Annotated in this window: 8 protein-coding genes and 1 pseudogene; 5 read left to right on the top strand and 4 right to left on the bottom strand. The window is 73.3% G+C overall.

Annotated features, from left to right (window positions below; all coding sequences use genetic code 11):
* A pseudogene (locus V7793_RS02885) lies at positions 1-281 on the top strand (hypothetical protein); the annotation flags it as partial.
* Positions 282-387: 106 nt separating this feature from the next.
* Here the strand turns inward: V7793_RS02885 and V7793_RS02880 are convergent.
* Positions 388-1,095 carry a hypothetical protein gene (locus V7793_RS02880; protein ID WP_335581275.1) on the bottom strand — a complete coding sequence of 236 codons (708 nt, stop codon included), beginning with the start codon at positions 1,093-1,095 and terminating at the stop codon, positions 388-390.
* A complete protein-coding gene (locus V7793_RS02875) occupies positions 1,092-3,377 on the bottom strand; it encodes an MMPL family transporter (protein WP_335581274.1) in 2,286 nt (761 codons plus the stop codon). The genes V7793_RS02880 and V7793_RS02875 overlap by 4 nt, the downstream gene beginning before the upstream one ends.
* A 204-nt stretch (positions 3,378-3,581) precedes the next feature.
* Here V7793_RS02875 and V7793_RS02870 point away from each other — a divergent pair, with 204 nt between their 5' ends.
* The 3 genes from V7793_RS02870 to V7793_RS02860 all read left to right on the top strand — a co-directional run bounded on the left by V7793_RS02870 (position 3,582) and on the right by V7793_RS02860 (position 8,076).
* The gene (locus tag V7793_RS02870; RefSeq protein ID WP_335581273.1) at positions 3,582-6,092 is read left to right on the top strand and encodes a polyprenyl synthetase family protein; all 2,511 of its coding nucleotides are present in this window, start codon (positions 3,582-3,584) and stop codon (positions 6,090-6,092) included.
* Between the two features lie 23 nt (positions 6,093-6,115).
* Positions 6,116-6,856, top strand: a complete 741-nt coding sequence (locus V7793_RS02865) for an SOS response-associated peptidase (protein ID WP_335581272.1) — start codon at positions 6,116-6,118, stop codon at positions 6,854-6,856.
* A 389-nt stretch (positions 6,857-7,245) separates the two neighbouring features.
* A complete protein-coding gene (locus V7793_RS02860; protein ID WP_335581271.1) occupies positions 7,246-8,076 on the top strand; it encodes a nucleotidyltransferase domain-containing protein in 831 nt (276 codons plus the stop codon).
* Between the two features lie 65 nt (positions 8,077-8,141).
* On the opposite strand, the gene V7793_RS02855 is transcribed toward V7793_RS02860, so the two are convergent.
* The gene (locus V7793_RS02855) at positions 8,142-9,767 is read right to left on the bottom strand and encodes an alkaline phosphatase D family protein (RefSeq protein WP_335581270.1); all 1,626 of its coding nucleotides are present in this window, start codon (positions 9,765-9,767) and stop codon (positions 8,142-8,144) included.
* Positions 9,768-10,072: 305 nt separating this feature from the next.
* Between V7793_RS02855 and V7793_RS02850 the strand changes: the two genes are divergently transcribed.
* Positions 10,073-11,278 (top strand): serine hydrolase domain-containing protein, encoded by a 1,206-nt coding sequence (locus V7793_RS02850; protein ID WP_335581269.1) that lies wholly within the window; start codon positions 10,073-10,075, stop codon positions 11,276-11,278.
* Positions 11,279-11,303: 25 nt separating this feature from the next.
* On the opposite strand, the gene V7793_RS02845 is transcribed toward V7793_RS02850, so the two are convergent.
* Entirely contained in the window at positions 11,304-12,254 is a 951-nt protein-coding gene (locus V7793_RS02845; protein WP_335581268.1) for a hypothetical protein, read from the bottom strand.
* Positions 12,255-12,261 lie beyond the last annotated feature (7 nt).

Below are 12,261 nucleotides of genomic sequence, written 5' to 3'. Positions count from 1 at the left end.
CCCCGGCCCAACTCCCGCCGGCCCCCGCCCCGGTGGTGAGGACGCCGCCCCGCCCCGCTCAGCCTCCCGCCCCGCCGAACACGGCGCCTGTTCCGAACCCGCCCACCAACCTGTGCGGACCCAGGAACCGTTGCCCCTCCTACCGGAAGGTCCTCCCGTCAGCGACCGAGAAGCAGCTCCGGGGCCTGTCGCTGGTGACCCTCACGCTGCTGCTCACCACCCCGGCCGTGCTGGCCGCGGCACTGCTGCGCCCGCGCTCGGCCAGCCGGCGCGGCCGGTAGGGGCCGGCGTCCCGGTCGCGCCGCACTCGTAGGTTCCGCCGCCCGGACGGCCGACCGGGCGGACGGCGGCAGGCGCAACCGCAGCCCGGGCCGGCGCCTCCGGCGGTCAGGAGAAGGAGATGTTGCCCCGTCCTGCGACCGTCCGCAGGCCGCGGGCCGCGCAGGCGGTCACGTCGGTGGTGGGCACCGCCCAGCCGCGTACGCGGCGGTGCTCCATTCGCCCCGAGACGACGTCGCCGCTGAGGAAGGTGTCCGCCGGGGTGTAGCCGCCACCGCCGCGCGCGGACGGCCTCAGGCGGGAGGTCCCGGCGGTCCGGCCGCGCTGGGCCCAGCCGTGGTACCAGGTGATGACGGCGGACCCCTCGGGGCGGGCCGCGGTGAGGCAGTTGGCCGTCGCCGAGCCCCGCAGGACCATCCGTCCGGACCGGATCCCGTACTGGCTGCCGTCCGCGGAGGTGCAGCGGTCGAGCAGGACCGTGCCCGTGGCCGACACCTGTTGCACGCGGCCGGTGACGGGCGGACGGAAGACGAGGGGGTCGCCGGGAGCGGTCTGCAGGGAGCAGGAGAGCGCGGTCCCGGCCTGGGCGGTACGGTCCGGGGCCGTCCCTGTCACGGCGGTCAGGGCGGGCACGGCCGGAGCCGTCCGCGCCGTGTCGCGTGCGGGGGCGGCCGCCGCCGGTGTGGTCCCGGGGCCGGCGGTCGTGCAGAGGGCGCCGAGCAGCAGGGCGGCCAGAGCCGCGTGGATCGTCGCAGTGCGCGGGCGTTGCGGACGACGTGGGCGGCGCGGACGGTGCGGACGGTGCGTGGTGGTCATGTGCGGATCTTCTTCCTCACGGTCTGTTTCTGCTGGGCCGGCACGGCACCCGTGGGTGCCGGCGGCACGAAGGCGGTGTGGAGTCCGAGGCGCCGGTGGAGGCGGCGCAGGGGCGCGGGCGCCCACCAGTTGGCGCGCCCGGCCAGCTGCATGAAGGCGGGCACGAGGACGCCGCGTACGACGGTCGCGTCCACGAGCACGGCGAGCGCGATGCCGCATCCGAACATCTTCAGCAGCACCACGTGCGAGGTCAGCAGCGGCAGCACGGCGATGGCGACGAGCAGCGACGCCGTGGTGATCACCCGGCCGGTGCGCGCGATGCCGTTGACGACGGCGGTGCGGCAATCGGCGCCGGCCAGGTACTCCTCCTGGATGCGGGCCAGGAGGAAGAGCTCGTAGTCCACCGAGACCCCGAAGGCGAAGCAGAACATCACCACCGGCATGGCCGTCTCCAGCTCGCCCGTCACCTCGAACGAGCCGAGGAGACCGCGCAGATGGCCGTCCTGGAAGACGTGCACCATGGCGCCGAAACTGGCGCACATGCTCAGCGAGGCCAGCACCACGGCCTTGAGCGGGATGAGCAGCGAGCCGGTGAAGAGGAACAGCAGGACCAGCACGCAGCCGATCAGCAGCGCCCCGATGAAGGGCAGGACGTGTGCCAGGGCCGTCTTGGTGTCCAGCACGCGCGCCGGACAGCCGGTGACCAGGTGCGGGCCCGGGGAGGGCAGCGCCCGCAGGGTCCGTACGAGGTCGGGGTCGCTCGCGGGCGGACCGGATCCCGTCACCGCGAGCCAGGTGCCGCCCATGGTGATCTGCAGCAGCGATCCGGGCGTCGGCCCTGCCACCTGCCGCCCGTGCGCGTACGTGCCCAGGCCCGTCACCACGCTCGCGACGTCGGGCCGTTCGGACAACTGCCGGGCGTAGGCGGTCACCGCGGCCTCCTGCTCGACGGCATCCGTGGCCGGCAGCAGAACGGTGACGGCGCGGTCCCAGGGGAGGGAGAAGTCGCGCTCGATGCCGGCGGCGACGGCGTGGGACTCCAGCTCGGCCGGCAGCACCCGGTAGTCGGTGACGCCGAAGCGGACGTGGGCGAACGGCAGCGCCGACGCGGCGAGCAGCAGCACACAGCAGCCGCCGGCCAGGACGGGCCGGCCGGTGGCGGCACGGGCGACCCGCCGCCACAGCGGGCTCTCCGCGGAACGTGCCCGGCGCCACCGGGCCAGCGGGTCGCCGCGGTCGATCCAGCGGCCGAGCAGGACCAGCAGCGCCGGCAGGACGACAGCCGTGGCGAGCCCGCAGCACAGCACGACCGCGATGCCCGCACAGGCCAGGGACCGCAGGAACGGCAGGGGGAACAGCAGCATGGGGGTCAGGCACACCGCGATGGTGCCGCTGGAGAAGAACACGGTGCGCCCCGCGGTGCGCATGGTGCGCAGTGTGGCGCCCCGGGTGCCCGGGGAGCCGTGGGCATCGTGCTCGTCGCCGCCTTCCCCGGAGGCGAGTTCCTGGCGGTAGCGGCTGACGAGAAGCAACCCGTAGTCGACCGCCACGCCGAAACCGAGCGCCGTGGCGACGTTCGTGGCGAGCGCGGACACGGGCATCACGCCGGCCAGCGCACTCAGCAGGGAATAGGCGCCGAGCACCGCGAACAACCCGGTCAGCACCGGCAGCAGGGCCGCGACCGGGGAACCGAAGGCCAGCAGCAGCGCCAGCGCGGTCAGCGGCACGCCGAGCAGTTCGGCCCGGAGCAGCTCCTGCCCGCTGACCTCGGTGGCTTGCGCCGAGACGTAGGAGATGCCGGTGGCCGACACCCGCAGCGGACCGTGTGCACCGGTGAAGCGCGGCACCAGCCGCGCGGCGGCCCGCGCCGTGGCCGCGTCGTCCCCCGCCAGGTCGGCCACGACGAGGGCGCTGCGCCCGTTCTTGCCCAGCAGCTCGGAGGCGCCCGTGTTCCAGTACGAGTAGACGCGCTCGACGCCCGGCTGCCGGGAGAGCCTTACGGTGAGGTCCAGGCCCGCGCGTGAGACGTCTTCCGAACCGGCGGGGGAGCGGGAGTCCGCGCGCAGCACCAGGTCCGGCAGGCCCGCGTGGAAGCGCTCGGCCAGGACGGCGTCGGCGCGAGCGGCCTCGGTCCCGGTGGCGAGATAGCCGCCGCCGCTGAACTGGGGGCGGGCTCCCAGCAGCCACAGCCCCAGCACCGCGCCCAGCAGGCCCGCCCCGGCCAGGACCCGCCAGGGACGGGAAACCACCCACCGCGTCATCATCTTCGTCCACCGTTCCATCCGTCGTGTCCCGGGTATACGGCGGCGGCCGGGCACCCCTGCGGGCGGCACGCCCGCGCTCACCCGAATGCACCCGGCAGGGCACGGATCGCCCGCCACGGGCGATCCATACGGGTGGTCGCAGGTAACCGTGTTGACGCTCGTGCGGTTGGGCGGTTACGGCCAGTACACAACCCCCTCCGTAGGACTCCCCTTGGGACACCCGTGAACAAGCACGCCGCACAGGCACAGCCGTCCGCGCCCGCCGCCGACTCCACCCACCCTGTGGGCGAGGGCCTGCCCCACCCGGACCGTCCCGTCGAACGGTGGTCCGTCAACGCCTCGGTACGGACGACCGAAGGCGAAGAGCACAGCCTGTCCGTGCAGTTCGTGTGCCGGCGGCCCGGCGCCGGGGGAGAGGCCGGAACCGCCGGGCCCGGCGGGGGAGCGGACCGGCCCGCCGGCCACACCGTCATCTGGTCCCACAGCGACCACGCCACCGGCGGTCGCACCACCGAGTCCTGGCTGGACGAGGCGGCCCTCGCCGAGGCACGCTCCGCCTTCGACGACACCTCGGCATGGGATCCCCACGTGCGCCGGGCCGTCCTCGACGCCCTGGCAGGAGGCAAACCGCTCCTGCCCGACCGGCTGCTGCACGCGCCCGTACGCCTCGCCGCGCGCCGGCTGGACCTGGACTTCGGCGGCGTCGCCACCCTCACCCGGCACCCGGACGGTTCGTACCGGCTGACCGTGACCGGCGACGCCGGGGGCTTCGCGCTGACCCTCACCCCGGGCAAGCCGCCCCTGCGGCTGCGCGATGGCGGCGAAACGGCACCACCCGGGGCCCCGTCCTCGTCGTGTCTGCCGCGCATGACCGCCGAAGGCACCGTGTCCGCCTCCGGCCGCGACCCGGTACGCGTCACGGGTGAGGCATGGCTGGAGCACTCCTACGGCACCTGCCCGGAGGGCGCGCACCGCCCCGGCGGCGCGGAGACCGCCTGGATGCGGGTTCAGGTGCAGCTGGACAACGGCTGGGACGTGGCGCTCCTGCGCACCAGCCTCGTCGAGGAGACCACCGACCCCGAGCCGTTGCCGTCCGCACGGCAGCCCCTCGGCGAAGGGGATCCGGACCCGTCGGACACGCCGCACACAGCGGCCCTGCCGGGCCTGCCGGAGGCGGTGGACGCGCCGGTTCTCCAGGAGCTGCCCGACCGGCCCATGGCCACCCATACGACGCGAGCACAGCACACGGTATGCGCCGTTTCCGGACCCGACGGACACGGTCGGCAGGCAACTGCGGAGCTGTGGACCACGCGCCGCTGGGACTCCTCGGTCACCATGAACTCCTACCCCGTCGCCACCCGGTTGAGGATCCCCGGGACGGGCCTCGACGTGCGGCTCATCGCGTCCCCCTCCGCGCAGGAAGTCTCGTCGATGTGCCTGGGCCGCGCCTTCTGGCACGGCTGGTGCCGGGTGGAGGGCACGATGGGCGGGCAGCCTGTCGGCGGCCACGCGCGCGTGGAGTTCGTTCCGCCCAACACCATCGGTGACCTCGAAGACTTCATGCGCCGCATCGGCCGGATCACGCGGGCGGAAGTGCGCCGGTTCTACCCCGACACCGCCGACCCCCGGGCGCTGGGCGCCCTGGCCGGCCTCGAAGACCATGCCCCGCTCGACGAGGCTTCGTCCCGCGAGGTGTACGCCGGGCTCGTCCTGCCCGTACGCCACCTCACCGACCTGGGCGGGAAGCCGTGGCGCTCGTTCGCCTCCGCCTGCGTCATGGCCCTCTTCTGCGAGGCCGGGGACCGCTACCGCCCCTTGATGGCCGTCGCCGAGCTGCTGCACACCGGATCCCTGATCGTCGACGACGTGGAGGACGCCTCTCCGATGCGCCGCGGCGGCCCCACCGTCCACGAGGTCTTCGGCGCACCGACCGCCATCAACGCGGGCACGGCCGCCTACTTCGTCTTCGACCGGGTGGCGGACGACGTCCTGCCCGACGACCCCGCGCTGCGCCTGCGCGTGCACCGGGCATACCTGCGCGCCCTGCGCGCCGGCCACGCCGGACAGGCCCTCGACATCGCCGGGCACGAGCAGGCCATGGACACCGCCGTGGCCACCGGGGACGCCTCGGTGCTGCTGCAGCGGCTGCACTCCACCCACCGGCTGAAGTCCGGCCTGCCGGTCCGTATGTTCGCCGAGGCCAGCGCCCTGCTGAGCGGCGCCGGGGAAGCGGAGACCGCCGCCGTCGGCGCGTACTTCGAGGCCCTCGGCGTGGCCTACCAGATCAGCGACGACGTCGCGGACCTGCGCGGCATCGGCACCGTCAGACACGGCGGCCGCCGCCGCGCGGCCAAGCGCGTGGCCGAGGACCTGCTCAACGGCAAGGTCACGGTGCCGCTCGCCCACGCCGTGCCCCTGCTGCCCGCCGACCGGCTGCGCGCCGTGTGGGAGTCCGTGCGCGGCGGCCGCGCCACTCCGCGGACGGCGGAAGCCGTCGCCGCCGTCCTCACCGAGTGCGGCGCGGTGGACGCCGCCCGCGCCCAGGCCCGGGCCCTCCTCGAAGAGGCCTGGCCGGCCCTCGACCGCGCCCTGCCGCCGACGATGCCCAAGGCGATCCTGCGCGGCCTGGGCTGGTACGCGGCCGAACGCGAGGACGACGTCCCCGACCCGTCCGCGGACGGCCGGCCCCCGGCCCCGCGCAAGCCGCTGCACTTCAGCGGCGACCGGGTCTGACGAGAGGTCCGGCGAGGTCAGACATGTGCGGCCGTTACGTCTCCACCCGCAGTCCCCAGGACCTGGCCGGACTGTTCTCCGTCACCCAGTGGGACCCGGAAGCCCTCCTGGAACCGAGCTGGAACGTCGCCCCGACCGACGACGTGTGGGCCGTGCTGGAGCGCGCCGATCGTGAGAGCGGCGCCATCGAGCGGCAACTGAGGGCGCTGCGGTGGGGCCTGGTGCCGTCCTGGGCGAAGAGCCTGAGCACCGGCGCGAAGATGATCAATGCCAGGGTGGAGACGGTGCACGAGAAGCCCGCCTACCGCCGCGCCTTCGCCAAGCACCGCTGCCTGCTCCCGGCCGACGGCTTCTACGAATGGGAAGCCGTCGCCGCTACCCCCACCGCGAAGGCCTACAAGCAGCCGTACTTCATCAGCCCCGCGGACGGTCAGGTGATGGCGCTGGCGGGGCTGTACGAGTTCTGGCGCGATCCGGCGACCGGAGACGACGGCCCGGCGGAATGGTGGACCACCTGCAGCATCATCACCACCGAAGCCACGGACACCGCCGGCCGCATCCACCCCCGCATGCCGCTGGCCATCACGCCGGCCGACTACGACACCTGGCTCGACCCCACCCACCAGGACCCCGAAGAGCTCCGCGCACTCCTGACCACTCCCGCGGGCGGCGACCTCGGCGCCCGCCCGGTGTCGACCGCGGTCAACGATGTCCGCAACAACGGCCCCCACTTGCTGGACGACGCCCCCGGCGCGGACGGGTAGCCACCGGCTCGGCGACCGGCACGTGATCACCATGGACATCGACCAGGGCATCGTCGGGCAGGGCCGGTAAATGAGGTGATCGTCAGGGGTCCGTCGAGCAGACTTGCGCCGTGCAGCAGGGCGACGAGCAGCATGACGAAGCGGGCTTCCGGGCGGCACCCCGCCCCCTCGGCATCGGCGCCCGGGGCCGGAAGGTCCTGACCTTCGCACCGGGCGAGGTGGTCTGGCCGGGTCGGTTCGCCCTGCTGGAGGCGCCGCGGCGGCTGGCCCGGGTAGCGCGCCTGGGACGCGGCCGGCCCCGGTTCGCGGCTGTGGGACGTCGCTTACGCCGCACACGGCTTCATCCCGCTGTCCGCGGACACCGCCTACATCGAGGAGCGTGAAGACCAGTGGCTGCGTGCCCTGCTCACCGGCGAGGGCTGAACCACGACGGGACGATCGCCCGCGAAGGCGCCCCGGACCGGGTGCCGGCAGCGTTCGCCCCCGTCGTCGACGCCGCGCGCGCCCACCTCGCCGGGACGTACGGCCGCGGGCGGCTGCACAGCGCCTACCTCTACGGCAGCATTCCCCGCGGCACCGCCACCCCCGGACGCTCCGACCTCGACCTCCTGCTCGCCCTCCACGACGAGCCCACCGACGCCGACCGCGCCGCCGCGAAGCGGATCGAGGCCGCGCTCGACCGTGCCTTTCCTCAGATCGACGGTGCGGGCATCCTGCTGTTCGGCGTGCGCACCCTGCTGAGCGACCTCGAACGCCACGATCTCGGCTTCTTCGTCGCCTGCCTGTGCACCCCTCTGCTCGGCCCTGACCTCGCCGGAGAACTGCCCCGCTACCGCCCCACTTCCCTGCTCGCCCGCGAAACCAACGGCGACCTCGCCCTCGCCCTCCCCCGCTGGCGCACGCGGGCCGCCGAGGCCGCCACGGACACCGAACGCAGGGCCCTCGCCCGCGGCGTCGCGCGGCGTCTCGTACGCACCGGATTCACCCTGATCATGCCTCGCTGGGGCGGCTGGACCAGCGACCTCGGCGAGTCCGCTGAGCTCTTCGGCCGCTACTACCCCGAGCGGGCCGGGCAGATGCGCACCGCCGCGGCCACCGGCCGTACGCCGTCGGCCGATCCGGCGGTGCTCGGCATGCTCGGCATGCTCACCGACGACCTGGGTCCCTGGCTCGCCGCCCGGTACACAGCCGTGCACGGGGAGAAGGCTCCGCGCCCGTGAAACGGCGTCACCGCTGACAGCAGCGTCACTGCTGCAACAGCGTCACTGCTCCAACGGCATCGCCGTTACGGAGACGGCCGTTCGAATCCGGGGCGGTCCGCCCGGCAGATCAGGCTGGTGGCGGTGGAGACGGGAGCGCCCGGGCGGGTGACGTAGGGGAGGGTGCGGTAGTCGACACGGGCCTGCGACGGAGTGAGCGTGATGACGACGTAGCCGCGGCGCTTGGCGTAGTACGCCATGTGCGGGTTGACGGCGAGGAGGCTCTCCCAGTCCTCGGGTTTCTCAAGTCCGTCGGCTCCGCTGGAGATGGACGTGCCGAGGATCTCCACGCCGCGCGTGGGGGAGGAGAGGTTGTCGAAGTCTTCCTTGATGTCCATGGCGAGGTGGATGTGGGAGTCACCGGAGAGCACCATGAGGTTGGTGATCCGCGCGGTACGCGCGGCATCGAGGAGCCGCTTGCGGGCCGCCGGGTAACCGTCCCAGGCGTCCATGGACAAGGGGGAATTCTGGGCCCTCAGCCGGCGCCGGGAGAAGGCGACCTGCTGGGGCAGGACGTTCCAGACGGCCGACGAGCTGCGGAATCCGTTGGACAGCCACTGCTCCTGCGCGGGGCCGAGGAGGGTGCGGGAGGGGTCTTCGGAATCGGGGCCGGGCTGCTTCCAGCCGTCCCCGTAGGCCTGGTCCGAGCGGTACTGCCGCGTGTCCAGGATGTCGAACTGCGCGAGCCTGCCGTAGCGGAGACGGCGGAAGAGCCGCATGTCCGGCCCCGTGGGGTGCGGGAGGCGCAGGGGCATGTTCTCCCAGTACGCACGGTAGGCCGCGGCCCGGCGCAGCAGGAACGCGTCGGTCGGGTCGTTGTCCTGCGACACGTGCGCCGCGTAGTTGTTCTCCACCTCGTGGTCGTCCCAGGTGACGCACCAGGGATGGGCGGCGTGCGCGGCCTGCAGGTCGGGGTCGGACTTGCCCAGGGCGTAGCGCAGCCGGTAGTCCTGCAACGTCACGGTCTCGTGCGCGAAGACGTCGGGGAGCCTGCCGCCCTCCGGGAGCTGCCGGTCCCCGGCTCGGGCGTCGATGGCGTTCTCGTAGATGTAGTCGCCGAGGAAGAAGACGACGTCGAGGTCCTCGCGGGCCAGGTGCGACAGCGCGGTGTAGTAGCCCTCGTCGTACTGCTGACACGAGGCCACGCCCAGGCGCAGCTGCCCGGGAGAGCTTCCGGCAGCGGGAGCGGTACGGGTCCGGCCGGCGCGGCTCACCCAGGAGCCGGCCCGGAAGCGGTACCAGTAGGTGCGCCCTGCCTTGAGACCCCGGGCGTCGGCGTGCACGCTGTATCCGAACTCGGCGTCGGCGGCGGCCTGTCCCCGGCGTACGACGCGCGAGAACCGTTCGTCCTCCGACACTTCCCAGCTCACGGGGATCACCCCCGTGGCGGGCAGCCCGCCGTCCGGCTCCCACGGGCGCGGCGCCAGCCGCGTCCACAGCACCACGGCGTCCGGCAAGGGGTCGCCCGAGGCGACGCCGAGGGTGAACGGATCGTCGCCGAGGGCGCGATCGCCCAGTTCTCCGGCTCTTGCGCGGCCGGGCTCGGACGAGAACGCCAGCACGGTCGCGGCGGCCGTCAGCGTGAGGAATCTTCGTCTGAGGTACGAGACCGATGCGGTGCCGGGCCGGTCATGGCCCTGATGACCCGTCATGACGTGACGTCTCCCTCCAGGATCGCTGGTCACTCCTGCAGAAGGGATACCCAGGAGGAAGCGCCGTCTCCCGCGACAGGACGGCGTGCCGGCGTATCCGCCGCCACCTCAACCCCGGGGCGAGCCGGGCCGGATCCCGAGTCGAGCCGGGGTGGACCCTGAGGCGAGCCGGGCCGGACCCCGACCCGGCGTCGGGGGGACCTGTAGGGGGAGGGCGCGCCGGTGATCATTCTTGATCATGATCACGGGCAGGGGCCAGGCTCCGTACGGTGAGGGCATCACCGCACGACGGAAGGAACCCCACCATGCGCCGCCCGACAGCCGCAGTCTCCGCCCTGCTCGCCGCGACCGCCCTCGTCTCCGCGGCGGTCCCGGCCGCCGCCGCGCCCGCCGGTGAGCGCGGGACGGACCGGGACACCGCACGCGCAGCCGCTGCACCGGCGGTTGAGGGCAAGGGCCCCGCGCTGCAGCGGACCCTGGACGGCATCGTCGCCGAGGGGGTGCCCGGCGCGATCGCCGAGGTGCGCGAGGGTGACCGCGTCTGGAAGGCGAGCAGCGGCACCGCCGACCTGCGGGACGGACGACGGGCGAAGCCCGGGGACCGGTTCCGGGCCGGGAGCGTGACCAAGACCTTCGTCGCCACGGTCGTGCTGCAGCTCGCCGACGAGGGCAGGCTCGGCCTGGACGACCCCATCGGCCGCCACCTGCCCGGCCTCGTCCCCGACGGGGACGACGGCGCGCCCGTCACCGTACGCCAACTGCTCGGCCACACCAGCGGGATCCCCAACTACACCGACGTCCTCCGCCGCGGTGACGACCCCATACGCAAGCTCCAGAACTCCCGCCACACCCCCCGGGAGCTCGTCGAGCTCGCACTGCAGGAGCCGCGTCCGTTCAACCCCGGGCAGCCGGGTAAGTGGGCCTACTCCAACACCAATTACGTCCTCCTCGCCATGCTGATCGAGAAGGCCACCGGCCGCACGCTCGACCAGGAGATCGACCGCCGCATCGTGCGCCCCCTCCACCTCACCGACACCACCGTCCCCACCTCCTCGCGTCTGCCGGGCCGCCATCTGAACGGTTACGAGCGACTGCCCGGAGAGACCGCGCCGGCCGACTTCACCGACTTCACCGACTTCACCCCCACGGCCTTCTGGGGCCCCGGCAACATCGTCTCCACCACCGCCGACCTGAACCGCTTCTACCGCGCGCTCGCCGGTGGCAAGCTGCTTCCGTCCCATCTGTGGCAGGAGATGCGGACGTTCAGGGAGACCGATCGCGGACCCGAGCGGACGTACGGTCTGGGCCTGGAGAGCCGGGCCGCGTACTGCCCCGGTGAGAAGCCCGTATGGGGCCACACCGGCAGCGTCCCCGGCTACAGCACCTTCAGCTTCATCTCGACCGACGGCAAGCGGCAGATCACCCTTGCCGTCAACACCAGCCTCACCATGCCGGAGCAGGCCGGCACGGCCGCCCTGAAGGCGTTCACTACGGCCTTGTGCGCGAAGTGAGCACTGCGGCCCGGCGTCGGGACCGTCACTCTTCCTCGCGGTGGCTTTCCGGCTCGCAGATCGATTCCGACCAGTCCACGCCGAGCGTCCCGGCCAGGCGTTCCAGCGCGTGCTCGGTGCGTCCGTACGCGACGAGCTCGGAGTCGCCGTATCCGGTGTCGTGGGCCACGATGACGTCCGGGCCGCCGAAGAACTCGGTACGGGCCCCCAGTTCACGCCACGGCAGCAGCCCCATCGGGCGCAGTTTCTCCCGCAGCCGGGCCAGGACCTCCGGGGCGATGGTGCCCTCCTCGACGGTCCAGCCGTAGTGGGCGGGCAGGCGCGTGACGGCCAGCAGGAGGAAGAACTCCGAGAGCGAGCGGCTCTGCAGCACCCATGCCTCCTGCCCCTCGTCGTCCTGGGCGGAGACCAGCACCGGCGGATCGGCGAGGTGGCTGCGGGCCGCGGGGTAGCCCCACTCGTTGCAGTACTGGTCCTCGGCCATGAACACGCAGACCCGCAGATCCTCGGACGGGCCGGTGAAGGGGTTCTCCGGGGGCAGGCCGCCGGCGACGCCGTAGCCGGTGGGGTCGGGGCGAACGGTGGGCGGCCACACCGGGTTGGTCCAGTACAGGCGCCACCGGTCCGCGAAGGAGTTGAACGGCAGCTCCCACCACTCGCCCAGCGCGGCGGGTATCGCGAGCGAGGGGTCGACGTCGTCGGGCTCGTCGTCCTCCGGGGTGACGGAGGACGCGGCATCCGCACCGGCCTTCAGGCCGGACACGTACGTCTTGTGGGCATCGGGTTCCTCCCGCTCCCACCGCTCACCACCGGTGGGCTCGTAACCCCAGCCCTCCTGGAACCTGCGGAGCAGCTTCCACCGCACATCAGCGTCTGCGGGGGCCGCAGGGTTGGCAGTCCCCGCGGTACCGCCCTCGGCCGCACTGCGCGCCTGCCGCAGCCACTCGTGGAATTGCCCGTAGTCGATCTCTGTCACGCGGGTG

It is taken from the genome of Streptomyces sp. KLMMK, from assembly GCF_036961605.1.
GTDB classification, from domain to species: domain Bacteria; phylum Actinomycetota; class Actinomycetes; order Streptomycetales; family Streptomycetaceae; genus Streptomyces; species Streptomyces telluris.
Note: the sequence above shows the minus strand (reverse complement) of the source record. Positions and strands in the feature narration are given on the sequence as shown.